We start from the raw sequence: 17,348 nt of genomic DNA, 5'->3' as shown, positions 1-17,348 counted from the left end.
AATTCGGATGGACAATCCCTGACCTTAGACAGGTACACAGTTTGGGTAAAAATGGTTACAATTCAATTAGATAGGCAAAGTTCACCATTAAGGAGGCATGGGGATGATTATTGGGGTTCCCAAAGAAATCAAAAATAACGAAAGTCGCGTAGGCATGACGCCGGGTACGGTCGTCAGCTTCAGAAATGCCGGGCACGAAGTTCTCGTACAATCCGGGGCCGGCCTTGGGATCGGTTTTACGGATGAAGCATATAGAGCGGCTGGAGCCAAAGTGGTTGCAACGGCTGCCGAAGCGTGGAAAGCCGAGATGGTTGTGAAAGTGAAAGAACCCCTGCAAGAGGAATATGAATACTTTCAAGAGGAAATGATCCTATACACGTATCTGCACCTGGCCCCCGAGCCGGAACTGACCAAAGCGCTTGTTGAACGTAAGGTGAGTGCCGTTGCTTATGAAACGATACAATTGACGGATGGCAGCTTGCCGCTGCTGACACCGATGAGTGAAGTGGCAGGTAGAATGTCCATTCAAATCGGGGCGCATTTCCTGGAAAAAGCGCACGGCGGCAAGGGTGTCCTTCTAAGCGGCGTACCGGGCGTCGCACCGGGTAAGGTTGCCGTTATCGGCGGCGGCATCGTTGGCACCAATGCGGCAAGGATTGCGCTGGGGCTCGGTGCGGACGTCAGCATCCTCGATATTAATCCCGGCCGACTTCGTCAACTGGATGATCTTTTCCAGGGACGGGTCAAAACGATCATGTCCGATCCGTATCACATTGCGGAAACGGTGAAGGCCGCCGACCTTGTTGTGGGTGCGGTATTGATCCCCGGTGCACGAGCCCCGCGCCTCGTAACGGAAGAGATGGTAAAAGAGATGAGTCCGGGATCGGTCATCGTGGATGTGGCGATTGATCAAGGAGGCTCCATTGAGACGATCGACCGGATCACCACGCATGACAACCCGACCTATGAAAAGCATGGTGTTATCCATTATGCTGTAGCCAACATGCCGGGCGCCGTAGCCAGAACCTCCACCATGGCACTGACCAATGTAACGGCACCCTATGGGTTGAGAATAGCAAGTAAAGGACTACGGACTGCCGCACGTCATGATAAAGCGCTTGCCAAGGGCATTAATGTCATCGACGGCAAGGTAACCTATGAAGCGGTTGCGGCGGCTCATGGTTATGCGTACACCAGCATTGACGATTATTTGCTGGCATAGAGATAACAAGTTTAAAGCATGTAGAGCCATTTTTCAAAAATTTGACATGATACCGGGGGTTATGACGTAAACCTTGGGGGCTTTCGTTGGCCAGTGTGGACAAAGTTGAAAAATGGCTTTTTTATGTTCCTGCCATGTTGGATGGCATCTTGCAACGAGGTCATCTTCGCCTAGGTCAACATAAACAGGAGCTTATGCAGTTCCGTTTCCTCCAAATGCCTCCACTCACCCCGTTCCAGTTGATCCAGCGTAATATTCATAATTCGGACGCGCTCCAGCTTCAGCACGCTGTACCCCAAGGCTTTGCACATTCTGCGGATTTGCAGATTAAGGCCCTGTGTCAAAATGATACGAAAAACATCTTCGCTTTGCCTGTAAACCGTGCATGGTTTGGTTACTACGTTCAGGATTTCAACACCTTGAGACATCGCTTGAATAAATGCGTCCGTAACGGGTTTGTCCACGGTCACCACATATTCTTTCTCATGATTATGTTCCGAACGCATCATTTTGTTCACAATATCTCCGTCATTCGTAAGCAAAATCAAACCTTCAGAGGCTTTATCCAGCCTCCCAATGGCAAATATGCGCGATGGATAGTTAACAAACTGAATAATGTTTCCCGCCACATGTTCTGCTGCCGTACAGACAATACCGATGGGTTTATTGAGAGCCAGGTAAACCGCCTCGCTATCATTATGAGGAATTTCCTTCCCATCTATCAATACGAGATCGTGCAGTTCAACATCCGCCCCTTTTTCACACACCTTGCCATTGATCGTAATCCGTCCGGCCGCAATCAATCGGTTGGTTTCTCTGCGCGAGCAAAATCCCGTTTCACTTATATATTTGTTAATTCGCATGCTCCACCGCTTCTCATGTGTAATAATGCCACAGGTTCATTTAGTTAGCTCCTCTCCTCATTTCCTCCTCTGGCGGATCGAAGTGGTAACCGGGGAGCAAGCGAGCCTAGTAAAAATCCTGCGACATGTTCTCTTCGTCTGCAACAGCCTGTATCTCCTCCGAACCGATGCTGATGAAGCGGTAGCCGTCCGCTGCCTGCTTCTTCAGCGCTCGTTCTTTGATGAACTTGGGGCTGGCTTCGCCGCCGTCTTCGTCATACACCAGCAGAATGCCATCGGTTTTGCGGAGAAGCAAATCGTCTCTGGCCGTAAATTGCCACGGCCCCTGATAAGGGCTCTTGCTGACCGGCGCATAGAAGTCTACCCCCTTCATCACTTCCTGAAAATAAGCCTTTTTATCCTCATTCCATTGCTCCTCGGGATTCTGGTAGGCCGTCAGAATGGAGCATTTTAGGTCGGGGTATTGGGACTTTAGTTCGATAGCCGCTTCAATGGCCCACAGGTCCACGCCATATTGGCCGGGAGTGATGACCCACTGAAGGCCTTCCTCAAGCAGCGGAACCAAGCGGTTGGCAATTGCTTTGCGTATATAAGGTATGCCTTGGTGTTTGTTGTTGTAAATACCGAGCTCGTGGGCCCGATATCCGGTAATCAGAAGATTTTCCAATCGAGCACGCTCCCTGACAAGAATTAGGTCTAGTGTACCTTTTTCGGAAATTTTGATCAATCGATGTTACAAATCGTATAGAATGGGTAAGTAAACCGGAATACATATTTTAGGAGGAAATTCGATTGAAGAAGTGGACAGCAGTATTACTAGGGGCAATTTTGGTTATGAGCATGACAGCATGCGGCAAGGACAACAAAGCAGCGGAGGACGCCGCAACGCCGCCGGCAACGGAACAAGGGACGACTCCTTCGACAGAGACGCCGCCAGCTAAAGAAGAACCGAAGGAGGATGCTCTTCCAACTGCTGACGAGCTTCTTCAGAAATCGGCTGAAGCTTCCCAGAATTTGAAGAGCTTTGCGATGAAAGCCGATGTTAAACAGCATATCGTGGTTGAAGGCGAAGAGAAGCAGGAGCAAGACGTCAATATGTCGCTTGATTCGGAACTTACGCTCGAGCCGGTGGAGATGATGCAGAACGTTGTGATGGATTCTCCGGAAGGCAAGGTCGAGATGAAGCAGTATATAACGGAAGACGGCATTTACATGCTTATGGATGGTCAATGGATGCAGGTTCCGAAGGAATCGGAGCAGGAGATCCGCGACAGCCTGGATATGAGCAGTGCGAGTCCAGAGCAGCAGGTAGAGCAGTTCAAGTCCCTCGCTAAGGACTTCAAAGTAACGGAGGACGGAGACACATACGTCCTGACGGCGGATGTTTCCGGCGACAACCTGAAGGAGCTTGCCAAGTCCATGATGAGCCAAGCGGGCAACGATCCGCAGATGGAAGCCATGATGGATCAAATGGATATCAAGAGCATTCATATTATCTATGGCGTACAGAAGGAGTCTTACCTGCCGGTAACAACCGATTTGGACATGGTAATGGCAATGGATGCCGAAGGTCAGAAGGTATCCTTGGATATGAAAATGAAGAGCGCTTACTCCAAGCATAACGAAATCAGCAAGATTGAAGTGCCGAAGGAAGCTTTGAACGCGGAGTAATGCTGTTTGGCTGATGAAATAAGCGGAATATGAAATGATTGATATTCCTCATGAAGAGGCTGCCTCGGTTCTGTAGATGTTCTACAGACCGAGGCAGCCTTATTTGATGGAATCCATTTCATTTCAACGGTAGGGTCAAGGCAACGGCTTCCTCCGTTGTTTGACTAGGAGGCTTGCCGTGAGGCGTGCTTGTGTTAACGGCCAGCGGCTCATGGATCTTTGGGCATCGCCAAATTTATGGTTTAGCAACTTCGACAATGACGCTGCCGAACAATTGACCGTTGATCGAGACCATAATGCGCCACAGTCCAGGCGAAGGAAGTGACATCGTTGTCGGCAATGAGGCATCGGCACCATTATGAGGATAAGGAGTGACGCGAGATTTAAATACATCGATGAGCTTTGACGTATTTTGTTTCAAGGCAGTGATGACCAGATCCCCCGTTAATTCCTCTTTGCTTCCCCAAAAGTGCCACATATATTTATTGGGGTGACCTGCGATAAACCCAGGATCAATAAAGCCGAGATGTCCCTTAATGCCGGTCATTTCAGTGGGAGGAAACTGGGAGGACAGCATCGCCTCCACCGGGTCTTCAGAAGCAGCCGAAACGAAGCTCGGGCTCGGCTCCCAGCTGCTGTCCGGCACATCGATCACGATATCGCCGTATTTCTCCTGGTCCACCATCACGTCGAATCGCCATAACCCGGAGAGCGGCAGGGCAAAGCGGGAAGAGACCCGGGTGAAGTTATCGTAAGCCATATCGGAGGTAATCACCGTCTCGGCAAGCTCTTCAAGGGTAGTTCCCGTATCCCGGTGTACGGCGGTTATGCGGATCGTTTTCCCTTCAAGCGCTTGAATTGGGGTTAACAGATTCCACCAGGCACCGACCGGAGAGCCCGCGGCAGCATCCCCGCCCGGAAATGCCTGAAGTTTATCCACGCCATCATCCGTATATACGCTCCGGGGAGTCCACTTGGCTGCGTATCCCCAGCCCTGGATGGGGATCATCCGTTGAAGCGCAGGAGACTCACGCCATCCCCATACCGCTACTAGAAGAAGAATCATGAATGCACATGCGCTTATAACACGCAGACGCGTTGGAGACCTCCGTTTGTTTCGGCCCTTCTTTACAGAGCCGTTAGCGGCACTGTTCAATACACGGGATTTCATCTTCTCGGTAAACATCGGCTCATTGAATGGAGAAGAAGCGAGTTCCTGTATCCAATCCGGCTGCGGCTCTTGTTCGGTCTTCACTGGACATCCTCTCCTTTCAACATCTTTTCCATTCGGGCGCGAGCCCGGTGCAGTCTGGATTTGATTGTTCCTTCGGATATGCCGAGCAGTTCCGCCATTTCTTTTCGCGGCAGCTGATAATGGGATTCCAGGATAAGCACCTCCCGGTATTTGGGCGGCAGCTCCATCACGTACTTCCAAATCTGCGAGACGGCAGCAGCATCCATAAACTCTGTTTCGGCGGAGGGCTCAGTCTGTTTGGAGGTGATCCAGCCGGTTAGAGACACCCTCGTCATAAAGGGAGATTTGAGATAGTTCAGGGACAGGTTGCGGGTGATGGTGAACAGCCATGTTTTGACAGAGCTCCGGCCCTGAAAATCATTCCAGTGCTTAAATGCTCTCAAGAACACGTCCTGACTGATATCATCAGCCGCATCTTTGCGTTTTGTTAGGAAGAACGCATAGTTCCACACGTCCTGGCCGAAGGACTCCATTAAATCGCTCAGCACCGTGCTTGCTTCATTTACGGCCACCATTTGTTTCAGGTACTCCAATCGCATCACCTCGAATATTAGACAATTGAACAAAGGATCGGTTCCCGGATTCCCCCGAAAATTTGAAACAATTTAACGTGCAAATCGTTGTAATGAATAACAGGTATGCAGGGAATCGAGGAAGGGGAGAAGGCGTATGCATTTATATTTCAAGGATAACTTTTTTAGCTCGGGTATAACAGATATTATGGATAGGGAAGGCAGTGTAATAGGAAGCCTGGATTTGAAGAGCGCTTTCGGCTCCTCGCTGGACGTGTATAACGCTTCGGGAGATCCGGTATGCAGCGGTTCGTTTCGTTTCTTCTCCAACAAGTGGCATATCGCGAGCGGCAGCGGGGAAGAGCTGGGCGTGCTGCGTATGCGTATGAGCTTCTTCACGAAAAAATTCGAATACAACGCGGGATCGCGGGGCGTATATGAGATCACTTCGCCTGCCTTTTCCAATGAATATGAAATAACGGATGATGCTGGAAGGGGAATCGCCCATTTTTCCCGCATTAGCGGCTGGCTTCAGGCCGGGGCCTATCTGCTGCAGAATGAGAGCAACGTTCTCGGAGACTGGGAGCTCGTTACCGTGGTGATGGGCATTCACCAAATACGCAAACGCAACAACAGCGCTGCCGCATCGAGCTCTCACTAAATTCAGGATAACCCAGAATAAGACGATGATAGGAGGAGTCAGAATGAACGAAGTCAGCGATCATCTCGATTATGGATTGACTCTTGTATTTATCGGATTTAATCCCAGTTTGCGGTCGGGGGAAGTCGGACATCATTATGCGAACCCTCGCAACAATTTTTGGAGGATTCTGCATAGATCCGGTTTGACCCCTCGCTTATATGATGCCTCGGAGGATGGGGAATTGCTTAAACTGGGGTATGGGTTTACCAATATTGTGGCCAGACCTACACGGGGGGCCGAAGACATTACCCGCGAAGAGTACAGACTCGGAAGAGAGACGCTGCGTGAGAAGCTGGCGGAGTACAGACCGGAGGTTGCTTGTTTTGTCGGCAAGGGCGTGTATACCGAATTCAGCGGTAAAGCCAAGGTGGGTTGGGGAATTCAGCCGGACTCCGTCGTGGACGGCGTCCACGAGTTTGTAGCTCCTTCTTCCAGTGGATTGGTACGAATGCCAATGGATGAGATTATCGGAATTTATCGGCGATTGAATGATTTTATATCGAAGAATGAATTCTAAACAAGGAAGCTGGACGAGAAGCATTCATAGGGATAATGAAAAAGAGGAACATCCAGAAGACCCGGTTTGTCGGATTCTTGGTGCTCCTCTTTTGAACATAAAATATATAAGCTTTCCGTGAAGCTAAATCTTCCGATCACGCAAGAAAACACTATACGCGGTTTGTTTTATGAGATCGTACCTCCATTGAGATTTTTCATAAGAGGTAGGTTGCCGTATCATGGACGCTTCAGCAGCTCGGGATCGATTCGCGGCACAAGTCCTTCATCGGCTGCACGGTTCAGCAGGGCTGAAATCGCGGCATAGCCGTCTTCGCCCAGCTCTGCGGTAAACGGATTGACGTACAGGTCGATGTGGGCATCGGCGACATCCGGGTCCATTTCCTGAGCGTGCTGGAGGACATAGGCCCGAGAGTCCTCGGGATGTTCCCAGGCATATTCGACAGAGGAGCGGATCCAGTTTGAGATGCTTGCCAAATCCAGCGACCTGCGGGCCACAATCGCACCCAGAGGAATAGGCAGATTCGTATCGGATTCCCACCAACTGCCCAGATCCGTCATCAGTTTCAATCCATAGGACGGATAGGTAAATCGTGCCTCGTGGATGACAAGCCCGGCATCGATCGCTCCATCCCGGACAGCCGGCATTATTTGATCGAACGGCATCACCACGATTTCGCCGAGTCCTCCAGGTACGTTCTGTGCAGCCCACAGACGGAACAACAGATAAGCCGTGGAGCGCTCACTCGGAACGGCTACCCGCCGGCCGGACAGCGCAGCCGGACTGTCCGGGGCCTTCCCGTCTGTCAGCTTGTCCGCCGTCAGAACGAGAGGCCCGCATCCGCGGCCAAGTGCTCCTCCGCAGGGCAGGAGGGCATATTCATCCAGCACCCAGGGCAGCGCGGCGTAGGATATTTTTAAGATATCATGTTCTCGATCCTCGGCCGCCCAGTGATTGGTGATATCGATATCCGCGTAGGATACATCAAGCTCGGGGGCGCCCGGAATCCGTCCGTGAACCCAGGCATGAAATACAAATGTGTCGTTAGGGCAAGGGGAAAAAGCGATTTTCATCGTAGCACCTCCGGTAGTAATGAACTTGCGGTCTCAAGCGCCAGCAGCGCCTCCTTAATCTTCCATGCGCTGCGGTCTCGCGGTCCAACCTGATTGGATATGGAACGGATTTCGAGCACGGGCACACCGGCTGCAGCGGCAGCGGTGGCCACGCCGAATCCCTCCATCGCCTCGGCTGCGGCGTCCGGCACCCGATGGAGGAGACGTGCAGCCGTAGCTGCTGTTCCCGTCGTGGTGGAGACCGTCAGCACAGGCCCGAGGGTTACGGACGCGCCGGCAATCTTTAAGGCCTCCGCAAATTTTCTGGCAGAGGCTGGATCTGCCTGTACCCGATCCATTCCGAAGCCGAGCTCCTGGACGCTGCTGAAGCCGTCTTCGGTTTCCGAACCGAGATCAGCGGCAATGATGGTGTCCGCAATGACGATGGAACTAACCTCAGCCTGGCCGGCAAATCCTCCGGCGATACCTGCGCTGACAACAAAGTCATAGGTGCCTTGAATCAGCTGGCGGGCAGTCGCAGCAGCGGTAGCCGCGGGACCAACTCCACCCGCGATCACATCAAATCCGTGTGCACCCTTAAGCCCGCGTAGTACGGCTTCTTTTTCGGCATCGACTGCCGTAACAATAAGCACGCGCTTGGAAGACGGGTCTGGCGAGTTATGTGACTCGGTCATATCCACCGAGTTGGATTGGGTTTGTTTCTGCATGGTATTAATCTCCTTCTTGGCTGTAACGATAAACATCGCTATCCTTTTACGTTATAACGTTCTTGTGGCGATGTAAAGTCTCGTGCATGTTAAGCTTGGACTTTATGTGTAGCAGCATCTTTCCGATATAGAGTATAATGGACGGTAACTTACCTACATCATGACTAGATTCGGAGGTTGGATAGCTTTGCGTAAGAAGGGTGCGAATGGACAAGAAAGCCGGGCTAGACTACTGATTGTCGCTGCCAATGAATTTGCAAAGTCAGGATACCATCAGACAAAGATCAGCACCATCGTTTCCCGGGCTGGATTGACGCAGCCGTCATTCTATTTGTATTTTGAGAGCAAAGAAGCTGTTTTCAAGGAGCTGGTGGAGAAATTTCGTTCTGAGCTCAAGATTCTGCTCGAGGGTAGCAGATTGGAAAGCGGAATCGATGAGGATCATGTGACCGGTCGTTTGCAGAGTGTGCTGACGGGATTGTTCGCGTTTCTTGGCAAAGACCCGGATCTGACGCAAATCGGTTTTTTCATTGGGGATGACTCTGTCATCATAAAATCTGAAATGGCAGCCATGATTGAGCAAAATCTGAAAGCTGAGCAGCGGGACGGGTACTTTGACGGTGATTCCGATATGCACATTGTTGCGGAGTGCTTAGTCGGTGTCATTGAAAGACTGACCTCCCAGCAGCTTCTGACAGGCAAGCGTACTCCTGAGGATCTCGCGCGTCATGTGGTGAGTTTATTTATGCACGGCATCAGCATTTATCCGGCTAAGCGGACTACATAAGGCTGTGAAATTTATTGTATAAAAAGTAAGATCATTAAAGTATCGGAAAACAGGCTGTGACACGGGTAGGGATAATCGTGGACGGCCTGTTTTTACTGCTGACCAGAGCCCAATCCCAGCAAGCGTTTGATCTTTTTCAAAGAATTGCAGTATATTCATTATACGTTTATGTAACCGATTGCAACTGCAGATGACGAACGAAGGATCAAGGATCGGGGGACTTATTCATGAAGAAGATGATGCTGGTATACGGTGCGCTTCTATTGGCTTTTCTCACCTATGTGTTCATGTACAGGCTGGAGGACAAGCGTTCTTCGGCTTGGGAGGAGGGCGGCCTGCACGGCAGCATTGGGGAGAATTATGTCATGGTGACTTTTCAATCCGGCATGGAATATTGGAAGAATATTTTAAAGGGCTTCGAGGATGGAGGGGATGCTCTGGGCGTATCGGTTGATTACCGCGGCTCTACACAATATGACGTGGAGGAACAGATCACCGTTCTGGAACAAGTGATTGCCAAAAAGCCCGCCGGTATCGCCTTATCGGCCATCGATTCCAAAGCGCTGACGTCAACGATTAATAAAGCCGTGGAAGCCGGGATCCCCGTTGTGCTGTTCGATGCGGATGCACCTGACAGTAAGGCTTATTCTTTCCTGGCGACCAACAATTACAACGCTGGCGTTGCGGCCGCGGATAAAATGGCGCAGCTTCTCGGCCGGGAAGGGGAGATCGGGATTGTTACCCAGCCTGGGCAGCAGAATCATGATGACCGTTCCGAAGGCTTCAGAGACACCTTAGCGCAGCGATATCCGGGCATGTCCGTGGTGGAGATCAGGGAAGGCAAAGGGGATACCCTTGTTGCCAAAGAGGCTGCTGCCGACATGCTGGACAAACACCCGGATCTCAAAGGGATCTTCGTAACGGAGGCCAGTGGCGGAATGGGCGTGGCAGATGCCGTTATCGGCGCAAATAAAGCGAACCGGATTACCATTATCGGATTCGATACGAATAAAGGGACGCTGGACCGGATCTCTGATGGAACCATCGCGGCAACGATCGCCCAGGGAACGTGGAATATGGGCTATTGGTCGCTGCAGTATTTATTTCATCTGCATCATGGTCTTACCGTACCGGCCCCGACGCTCGGCAACGATGTGTCTCCGCTTCCTGTTAGGGTGGACACCGGGATCTCGATCGTGACCCGAGAGAATGTGAATGATTATTATGCAAAATAGAAACAGAGCGGAATCCTGGCGCGAAGGCATCTGGCGGTGGCTGCGGTTCGGGGATTTGCCGCTGAGATACAAGCTGGTCATCTTGTTCCTCATGGTTGGCATCCTGCCCTCGATCGCACTGGGCGTCCTCGTTAATTGGACGGTTAACCGCATTGTGGATCAGCAGGTAACCTCAAACACCATTCAATTAATCGGTAAGGTCAATCAGACCTTGGACAATGATATGGAGAATCTCCAGAATATTACGTATTTGATCGGATTTGACCCACGCACGGAGCGGTTTCTGCAGGGGGAAATCCAAGGGGATAAGCCGGCCGCAGGGACCGAAGATACGGGGAATTCCGGCCCGCAGTCGTTCTCGGTGAAGCAGGACAATGAGGAAAATTACGAAATTAAGCGATATCTTCAAGGCTTCACGACGCTGTACCCGGAAATCGCCTCCATTCTTCTGGTCAATCGTGATGGGGAATACATCAGTAACGAAATGTATGCACGCGGTCCTGCCACCTTGACGGAGGAAGCTTGGTACCATGAGGCTGTTTTAAATGAAGGTATCTTTACAGTGCTGGGCCATCCGGCAGACCGTAAGGTCACCACCCATGTTCATTACGGCAACGAAGAGCTGGTGTCGGTCGTTCGCTCGTTTGTGGATCCGGACACGAGGGAAGTAACCGGAGCGGTATTGATCGATTTGAAGCTGCGGGCAGTCGCGAGAGCGGTCCGGGATGTCACGCTTGGAAAAAGCGGGTATTTGATGGTGGCCGAGGCCGGCGGCTCGAGCATTTACACGCCGGAGGATGCCATCATCCCGTCCATTCCCCCTTCGTGGTTTCCGGACGAGGACAGCGGAGCCTTGATCCGTGAGGTGAATGGAGAGCGGCTGCAATTGATATACGGCACCTCCTCCTTTACCGGCTGGCGGACGATCGGCGTGTTTCCAACCAGCGAATCGGTGTATGAGGTTCGGGAGATCCGGTTTTATATGATTTGTTTCTTGTTTGTGGTGTGCTTGTTTGGGGTAGCTGCATCCTACACGCTTTCACAGTCGATATCCAGACCGATCTGGCAGCTCATGTCCTTCATGCAAAAAGCCGAATCCGGGGATTTGACGACCCGTTATTGGGGAAACCGGCAGGATGAGGTGGGCATGCTTGGACGCAGCTTTAACCGCATGCTTCTGCAGATTCGCAAGTTGATGAAGCTGAGCGAGCTGCGGGAGAAGCAGAAGCGCGAAGCGGAGCTGCGCAGCCTGCAGGCGCATATTAAGCCGCATTTTCTATACAACACGCTGGATACAATCCATTGGATGGCCCGCAAGAAAGGGGCGGACGATGTTTCGGATCTGGTGGAATCCTTGTCGCGGCTGTTTCGGATCGGGCTCAGCAAAGGGGATGATATCATTCCCATGTCCGACGAATGGATGCATATCAGCAGTTACCTGCAGATACAGAAGACGCGTTACCGGGACAGGCTGCAGGTTGAGATGGAGCTTTCGCCTGAGGCTGAGAAATTGTACGTGCTGAAGCTCCTTCTGCAGCCGGTGGTGGAAAACGCGATATACCACGGCATTAAGGCTCGCAGGGGGCCTGGGCGCATTGTCATCAAAGCCCAGGTGAACGGAGATGTTCTTCTCCTAGGCGTCCAGGATAATGGGGCCGGCATGTCTACTGAGCGGCTGGAAGCGCTTCGCAAACAGCTTGCCGACCCGGTAGCGGCCATGGAGACGACTCCGGGAGAAAGGGTAGGCGAAAGCCGCAGCTACGGCATGCTGAATGTACAGGCTCGTATCAAGCTAACGTTTGGCGATGAGTACGGAATCGCAATTGACAGTATAGAGAACGAGGGAACCACGGTAATGATTACGCATCCGCTGCTGCATACCGGCCCTTCGTCCTCCAATGATGATAGGAGAGACAGGCTATGAATAAAGCGTATCAAGTCCTGATTGCTGACGATGAACCGATTATCCGCGAAGGTATTCGGGATGCGGTGGATTGGGAGGCACTTGGCATGGAGGTGGCTGCCGAAGCGGAGGATGGCGAGGAAGCGCTGGAGCTTGCGCTCAGCCGGCCGATCGACATTATGCTGGTCGATATGAATATGCCGTTCCTGGATGGCATCGGGCTCATGAAGCGGATGAAGGAAGAACGTCCCGAATGCCGGTTCGTCATTATTACTGGCCATGACGAATTTGCTTATGCGCAGGAAGCGATCCGGCTCGGGGTTAAGGATTATATATTAAAGCCGGTGAATGCGGATCACCTGATTCGAGTGCTTGGAAGCGTAAGGGATGAACTGAATGACCGGCAAATCCAGGAGATTTATCTGAAGAAGGCCTCCGAGCAAATCGAGAAGAATATTCCGCTGCTGCGGGAACGATTCTGCCTGGAATGGATGCATGGCCTGCTGGATGAGGAGGAGGCGCTGGAGCAGCTGGAGTTTCTCGGGCTTCCTCCTAGTAAGCCTACTCAGGTCGGCATCGCCAGATGGCCGGAGATGACGGCTCCGCAGCCGTTGATGAAGGAAAGCGACCGGCAGCTGTATCTGTTCGCGATGGAGAATATCATTTCCGAGCTGATCCATCCCGCTCCTTGTGTTTTGTTCCGTGATCATACAGGATGGATCGGCATCTGTTTATGGGGAGAGACGGATGTGGAAATCGCAGCCGATGCCGAGCAATCCATTCAGAAGTACTTGAAGCTGACTGTCAACGTTCATATGGAGCTTGTATCGGAAGGAGTGGGAGCGGTTGCGGCAGCCTATGAGGCCTGCCGGGATGGGGTGTTCAAGGATGCGCAGCTGTCTCCGTTAGTACGGCGGGCCCGGCAGCTCATCCAGGAGCAGTATGCCGTTCGGGAGCTGACGCTGGAATCGTTTGCCCAGGCGCTGCAGGTTTCGCCAGTCTATCTGAGCCGAACGCTAAAGAAAGAACTGGGCACGTCCTTTATTACACTTATGACCCAGACGCGGATTCAAAAGGCGATCCAGCTGCTTAATTCCACCGATCTGAGTATCCTGGACATCGCGGAGCGGGTGGGATATGACAGCCAGCATTATTTCAGCACGGCTTTTAAGAAGGTGATGGGGGTATCGCCGAACCGGTACCGCAAAGGGGCGACGGTTCAGGAAGAATAGGTGGTTGAGCGAGGATCTTGAAGTGGGGGCGATGGTGAAAACAATGTCTGGACCTTCTCCTGGAGCTTCGCTTTGTGCTTGACGACCGCTTTGCCCCAGACGAACGTATAGCGGTTGGCATTCGCTTTGATCTCGGTGCCGTCCACAAAATAATGTTCCAATTGACGTAATTCTCCTGGGCGAGAAACTGAAGCACGCTCGTGAAGATTCTTCTCAGTACGTCTTTCATACGCTCGGAACGAAAGCGATTGATGGTGCGGAAATCTGGACGCTGTCTCCCGGCAATCCATATGAACATGACATTCTCGCGCACGCGGACGGCATTGGCGATCTGGCAAGAAGAGTAAATTCGTTGTGTGTAAGCGTAGACGATAAACTTTGGTCAGCATCTTGGGATGGTAGCAGTCTCGACCGCCGCCGGGATAGGCACTTACAAAGATTCGGTCGTCTGGTGAATTGGTCCATGGTATATTGATTGTACAAAAGAAACCGTTCTTTACGTAAATGGTGGTTTGGGTGACACCTCCATTTACCAAGGAACGGTTTCTTTGCGTCTAAAAAAGTAAGCAATCTGCACGGCGTAGCGGAGAGGACGAATCGATTCCGGACAAGCGTCAGCGCTCGCCTTTGCCTCCATATTTCGTCCTTGCTCAGAACCATTCCAAGAAATGTGGGGGCAACAGCGATGGTAGGAACGATTCGTACATGGAGCGTCTTCTAACAGCAACCAAGGGGGCCTCTCGCAAGATCTAAGATCTTTTGGGACTCCCCCTTTTGGATGTCGGCAACCGCTTGGGGCATGGTGTGAACGGAGCCGGAAAGTTATGCAGCCCTGTACATACCGCGTGAATCCCAGAACAACAAAAGTATGAAAATTATAAAAAAGGTTGTTTTCGTGGAAAGACCCCTCCACCCGTTGGGAGGTATCCTTTGTAGTACAGAGAGGCTTTTCGAACCTTGGGTTGTAAGCGCTCTCGATTCCATTTTTCGGAAAGGGGAACTACCGATGAAGAGAGGATTGCCAGGATTGCTGATCGCGGTGCTGCTCTTGGCCCTGACGGCCTGCAACCTCGCCGAAAGCCAAACCGGCGATGCTGAGAAGGGATACGTCGGCCTTGCGATGCCAACGAAATCATCTGAACGCTGGGTGGCTGACGGAAAGAACATGGAGCGGCTGTTTCAGGAAAAAGGATATAAAACCGATCTTCAATTCGCCGAGGACGTGATTGAAAACCAGATTTCCCAAATCGAGAACATGATTACGAAAGGGGTCGACGTCATCGTCATTGCTTCCATTGACGGTAACACGCTGACAGACGTGATCAAGAAGGCTCATGATCAGGGAATTAAGGTTATCGCTTACGACCGGTTGATTCGAAACACCGAGCATTTGAGTTATTATGCCACCTTCGACAACTTCCAGGTCGGCGTTCAACAAGCCTCCTATATTGAAGAGAAGCTTGGCCTGAAGGAAGGGAAGGGGCCGTTCAATATTGAGCTGTTCGGCGGATCGCCGGACGATAACAATGCTTACTTCTTCTATGACGGCGCGATGTCCGTGCTGAAGCCTTACATGGATTCAGGCAAGCTTGTGGTTCGGAGCAAGCAGACCACGATGGCCCAGATTGCAACCCTGCGCTGGGATGGGGCTTTGGCCCAGTCGCGGATGGATAACCTGATCAGTGCCAACTATTCGAGCGAAAATTTGGATGCAGTGCTGTCGCCCTACGACGGGATCAGCATCGGCATTATCTCTTCGCTTAAGGGCGTAGGCTACGGGACGGCGGCCAAGCCGCTGCCGATTATCACGGGTCAGGATGCGGAGCTAGCTTCCATTAAATCGATCGTGGCCGGTGAGCAAACGCAGACGGTGTTCAAGGATACGCGCCAGCTCGCCGAACAAGCGGTCAAGATGGCGGAGAGCGTGCTGCAGGGAGAAGAGGCCGAGGTCAACGATACCGAATCGTACGATAACGGCATCAAGGTCGTGCCAGCCTATCTGCTTCCTCCCGTATCCGTTGATGCTTCCAACGTGGAGAAAGAGGTTGTGGAGACGGGCTATTATTCCAAGGAAGAAATCGGATTGAAATAGTCTTAAGCAGCGAACACGAAACGATAGGAAGGTGAAGCCAGATGTCAGAGTACATTCTTGAAATGCGAAACATTACGAAAGCGTTTCCCGGGGTGAAGGCGCTGGACCATGTGAATCTGAAGGTTCGCGAAGGCGAAATCCACTCCCTGTGCGGGGAGAACGGAGCGGGCAAATCCACGCTGATGAAAGTACTGAGCGGCGTGTATCCACACGGCTCGTATGAGGGAGATATTTTGTTTAAAGGCAGCGTCTGCGAATTTAAAAATATCAAGCAAAGCGAAGATCTGGGCATCGTTATCATCCATCAGGAGCTTGCGTTGATCCCTTATCTGTCGATTGCCGAGAACATTTATTTGGGGAACGAGCGTGCCGTGAAGGGCATCATGAATTGGAATGAGACAATGCTGGGAGCCAAAGAGCTGCTGGATAAGGTGGGGCTCAGCGAGAACCCTAACACGCAGGTCGGCAGCATCGGCGTCGGCAAGCAGCAGTTGGTCGAAATTGCGAAGGCCTTATCCAAGAAGGTGAAGCTGCTTATTCTGGACGAACCGACGGCGGCGCTCAATGAGGACGACAGCGAGAATTTGCTGGAGCTGATGCTGGAGTTCAAGAAGCAGGGAATTTCCTGCATCCTGATCTCCCATAAATTGAACGAGGTGTCGAAGGTATCGGATTCCATTACGATTCTGCGCGACGGCCAGACCATTGAAACGCTGGATATGAGAGGCGGCGAGGTGAACGAGGACCGGATCATCCGCGGCATGGTCGGCCGGGATTTGACGAACCGCTACCCGGAGCGGACCCCGAAGATCGGGGAGGTCATCCTGGAGGTTAAGGATTGGACGGTGTATCACGAGCTGCAAGCAGGCCGAAAAGTCATTGACAACGTGAGCATGAATATCCGCCGGGGGGAAGTTGTGGGCATTGCCGGACTGATGGGTTCCGGTCGGACCGAGCTGGCGATGAGTATGTTCGGCAGGGCTTACGGCCGGAATATTACCGGAACGCTCCGGAAAGACGGGAAGGAAATCCAGAATCAATCCATCACCGAGGCCATTGATAACGGCTTTGCTTACGTGACCGAGGACCGCAAGGAATACGGGCTGATCCTCATGGACGATATCAAGCGCAACATCTCGCTTACCGGACTGTCCAAGCTGGCGAAGAACATGGTCATCAATGATCGGGAAGAAATTCTCGTGGCGGAGGATATGCGGAAGAAGCTTAAGATCAAAACGCCGAACATTCTCCAGAAGACGGGGAACCTCAGCGGGGGGAATCAGCAGAAGGTTGTCCTGAGTAAATGGATTTACGCCGAGCCGGACATTCTGATTCTGGATGAACCGACGCGGGGGATTGACGTGGGGGCCAAATATGAGATATACGCGATCATTAACCAGCTGGCGGATGAGGGGAAGGCTGTGCTTGTCATTTCCTCGGAGCTGCCGGAGATTATAGGGATCTGCGACCGGATTTATGTCATGAGCGCGGGACGGATGACCGGAGAAGTTAGCAGAGAGCAGGCTTCGCAGGAAACCTTGATGAGATACATGACCAAGAATGGAGGGGCTTAAGC

16 protein-coding genes and 1 pseudogene are annotated in these 17,348 nt (G+C 51.9%); 10 read left to right on the top strand and 7 right to left on the bottom strand.

What is annotated here, in order from left to right; all coding sequences use genetic code 11:
• Window positions 1-103: 103 nt before the first annotated feature.
• On the top strand, window positions 104-1,222 hold the full coding sequence (gene ald / locus ACETK5_RS25065) for an alanine dehydrogenase (RefSeq protein WP_394058503.1): 1,119 nt from the start codon (window positions 104-106) through the stop codon (window positions 1,220-1,222).
• A gap of 170 nt (window positions 1,223-1,392) precedes the next feature.
• Here ald and ACETK5_RS25060 read toward each other — a convergent pair whose 3' ends face one another.
• Together ACETK5_RS25060 and ACETK5_RS25055 are read right to left on the bottom strand one after the other, a co-directional pair.
• The gene (locus tag ACETK5_RS25060; RefSeq protein ID WP_100540699.1) at window positions 1,393-2,085 is read right to left on the bottom strand and encodes a pseudouridine synthase; all 693 of its coding nucleotides are present in this window, start codon (window positions 2,083-2,085) and stop codon (window positions 1,393-1,395) included.
• Window positions 2,086-2,191: 106 nt separating this feature from the next.
• Window positions 2,192-2,752: an SLOG family protein gene (locus tag ACETK5_RS25055; protein ID WP_100540700.1), complete on the bottom strand. Its 561-nt coding sequence runs from the start codon at window positions 2,750-2,752 to the stop codon at window positions 2,192-2,194.
• A gap of 125 nt (window positions 2,753-2,877) precedes the next feature.
• Between ACETK5_RS25055 and ACETK5_RS25050 the strand changes: the two genes are divergently transcribed.
• A complete protein-coding gene (locus tag ACETK5_RS25050; RefSeq protein ID WP_100540701.1) occupies window positions 2,878-3,756 on the top strand; it encodes a DUF6612 family protein in 879 nt (292 codons plus the stop codon).
• 235 nt (window positions 3,757-3,991) lie between these two features.
• On the opposite strand, the gene ACETK5_RS25045 is transcribed toward ACETK5_RS25050, so the two are convergent.
• Both ACETK5_RS25045 and ACETK5_RS25040 read right to left on the bottom strand, forming a co-directional pair.
• Window positions 3,992-5,011, bottom strand: coding sequence for a DUF4871 domain-containing protein (locus tag ACETK5_RS25045; protein WP_394058500.1), 1,020 nt, complete (start codon window positions 5,009-5,011; stop codon window positions 3,992-3,994).
• Entirely contained in the window at window positions 5,008-5,526 is a 519-nt protein-coding gene (locus tag ACETK5_RS25040) for an RNA polymerase sigma factor (protein WP_100540703.1), read from the bottom strand. Before ACETK5_RS25040 ends, ACETK5_RS25045 begins: the two co-directional genes overlap by 4 nt.
• A gap of 154 nt (window positions 5,527-5,680) precedes the next feature.
• On the opposite strand from ACETK5_RS25040, the gene ACETK5_RS25035 reads away from it, so the two are divergent.
• Both ACETK5_RS25035 and ACETK5_RS25030 read left to right on the top strand, forming a co-directional pair.
• Window positions 5,681-6,184 (top strand): hypothetical protein, encoded by a 504-nt coding sequence (locus ACETK5_RS25035; RefSeq protein ID WP_326115423.1) that lies wholly within the window; start codon window positions 5,681-5,683, stop codon window positions 6,182-6,184.
• A 43-nt stretch (window positions 6,185-6,227) separates the two neighbouring features.
• Window positions 6,228-6,743, top strand: coding sequence for a mismatch-specific DNA-glycosylase (locus tag ACETK5_RS25030; RefSeq protein ID WP_394058498.1), 516 nt, complete (start codon window positions 6,228-6,230; stop codon window positions 6,741-6,743).
• Window positions 6,744-6,961: 218 nt separating this feature from the next.
• Here ACETK5_RS25030 and ACETK5_RS25025 read toward each other — a convergent pair whose 3' ends face one another.
• Together ACETK5_RS25025 and ACETK5_RS25020 are read right to left on the bottom strand one after the other, a co-directional pair.
• Entirely contained in the window at window positions 6,962-7,816 is an 855-nt protein-coding gene (locus ACETK5_RS25025) for a 1,4-dihydroxy-6-naphthoate synthase (protein ID WP_100540706.1), read from the bottom strand.
• Window positions 7,813-8,523: a futalosine hydrolase gene (locus ACETK5_RS25020; RefSeq protein ID WP_100540857.1), complete on the bottom strand. Its 711-nt coding sequence runs from the start codon at window positions 8,521-8,523 to the stop codon at window positions 7,813-7,815. The genes ACETK5_RS25025 and ACETK5_RS25020 overlap by 4 nt, the downstream gene beginning before the upstream one ends.
• Window positions 8,524-8,710: 187 nt before the next feature.
• Between ACETK5_RS25020 and ACETK5_RS25015 the strand changes: the two genes are divergently transcribed.
• The 4 genes from ACETK5_RS25015 (at window position 8,711) to ACETK5_RS25000 (ending at window position 13,680) form a co-directional block, all read left to right on the top strand.
• A complete protein-coding gene (locus tag ACETK5_RS25015) occupies window positions 8,711-9,310 on the top strand; it encodes a TetR/AcrR family transcriptional regulator (RefSeq protein ID WP_100540707.1) in 600 nt (199 codons plus the stop codon).
• A 227-nt stretch (window positions 9,311-9,537) separates the two neighbouring features.
• The gene (locus ACETK5_RS25010) at window positions 9,538-10,545 is read left to right on the top strand and encodes a substrate-binding domain-containing protein (RefSeq protein WP_100540708.1); all 1,008 of its coding nucleotides are present in this window, start codon (window positions 9,538-9,540) and stop codon (window positions 10,543-10,545) included.
• Window positions 10,526-12,469 (top strand): cache domain-containing sensor histidine kinase, encoded by a 1,944-nt coding sequence (locus tag ACETK5_RS25005; RefSeq protein WP_394058495.1) that lies wholly within the window; start codon window positions 10,526-10,528, stop codon window positions 12,467-12,469. The genes ACETK5_RS25010 and ACETK5_RS25005 overlap by 20 nt, the downstream gene beginning before the upstream one ends.
• Window positions 12,466-13,680, top strand: coding sequence for a response regulator transcription factor (locus ACETK5_RS25000; protein ID WP_394058493.1), 1,215 nt, complete (start codon window positions 12,466-12,468; stop codon window positions 13,678-13,680). The genes ACETK5_RS25005 and ACETK5_RS25000 overlap by 4 nt, the downstream gene beginning before the upstream one ends.
• Window positions 13,681-13,715: 35 nt before the next feature.
• Here the strand turns inward: ACETK5_RS25000 and ACETK5_RS32500 are convergent.
• Window positions 13,716-14,129: pseudogene (locus ACETK5_RS32500) on the bottom strand (transposase); the annotation flags it as partial.
• A 557-nt stretch (window positions 14,130-14,686) separates the two neighbouring features.
• Here ACETK5_RS32500 and chvE point away from each other — a divergent pair.
• Together chvE and mmsA are read left to right on the top strand one after the other, a co-directional pair.
• Window positions 14,687-15,772, top strand: a complete 1,086-nt coding sequence (gene chvE / locus ACETK5_RS24985; protein ID WP_394058489.1) for a multiple monosaccharide ABC transporter substrate-binding protein — start codon at window positions 14,687-14,689, stop codon at window positions 15,770-15,772.
• 41 nt (window positions 15,773-15,813) lie between these two features.
• Entirely contained in the window at window positions 15,814-17,346 is a 1,533-nt protein-coding gene (mmsA, locus tag ACETK5_RS24980) for a multiple monosaccharide ABC transporter ATP-binding protein (protein WP_326115417.1), read from the top strand.
• Window positions 17,347-17,348 lie beyond the last annotated feature (2 nt).

The sequence above is a fragment of the Paenibacillus ilasis genome (assembly GCF_043195395.1).
Lineage (GTDB): Bacteria > Bacillota > Bacilli > Paenibacillales > Paenibacillaceae > Paenibacillus_AQ > Paenibacillus_AQ lautus.
Note: the sequence above shows the minus strand (reverse complement) of the source record. Positions and strands in the feature narration are given on the sequence as shown.

What these genes read in the sequence shown, in the direction of transcription:
- ACETK5_RS25025 (WP_100540706.1), bottom strand. Translation starts at nt 7,816, where the DNA reads ATGAAAATCGCTTTTTCCCCTTGCCCTAACGACACATTTGTATTTCAT.
- ACETK5_RS25010 (WP_100540708.1), top strand. Translation starts at nt 9,538, where the DNA reads ATGAAGAAGATGATGCTGGTATACGGTGCGCTTCTATTGGCTTTTCTC.
- ACETK5_RS25020 (WP_100540857.1), bottom strand. Translation starts at nt 8,523, where the DNA reads ATGCAGAAACAAACCCAATCCAACTCGGTGGATATGACCGAGTCACAT.
- ACETK5_RS25030 (WP_394058498.1), top strand. Translation starts at nt 6,228, where the DNA reads ATGAACGAAGTCAGCGATCATCTCGATTATGGATTGACTCTTGTATTT.
- mmsA (WP_326115417.1), top strand. Translation starts at nt 15,814, where the DNA reads ATGTCAGAGTACATTCTTGAAATGCGAAACATTACGAAAGCGTTTCCC.
- ACETK5_RS25005 (WP_394058495.1), top strand. Translation starts at nt 10,526, where the DNA reads ATGATTATTATGCAAAATAGAAACAGAGCGGAATCCTGGCGCGAAGGC.
- ACETK5_RS25035 (WP_326115423.1), top strand. Translation starts at nt 5,681, where the DNA reads ATGCATTTATATTTCAAGGATAACTTTTTTAGCTCGGGTATAACAGAT.
- ACETK5_RS25000 (WP_394058493.1), top strand. Translation starts at nt 12,466, where the DNA reads ATGAATAAAGCGTATCAAGTCCTGATTGCTGACGATGAACCGATTATC.
- ACETK5_RS25040 (WP_100540703.1), bottom strand. Translation starts at nt 5,526, where the DNA reads ATGGTGGCCGTAAATGAAGCAAGCACGGTGCTGAGCGATTTAATGGAG.
- ACETK5_RS25060 (WP_100540699.1), bottom strand. Translation starts at nt 2,085, where the DNA reads ATGCGAATTAACAAATATATAAGTGAAACGGGATTTTGCTCGCGCAGA.
- ald (WP_394058503.1), top strand. Translation starts at nt 104, where the DNA reads ATGATTATTGGGGTTCCCAAAGAAATCAAAAATAACGAAAGTCGCGTA.
- chvE (WP_394058489.1), top strand. Translation starts at nt 14,687, where the DNA reads ATGAAGAGAGGATTGCCAGGATTGCTGATCGCGGTGCTGCTCTTGGCC.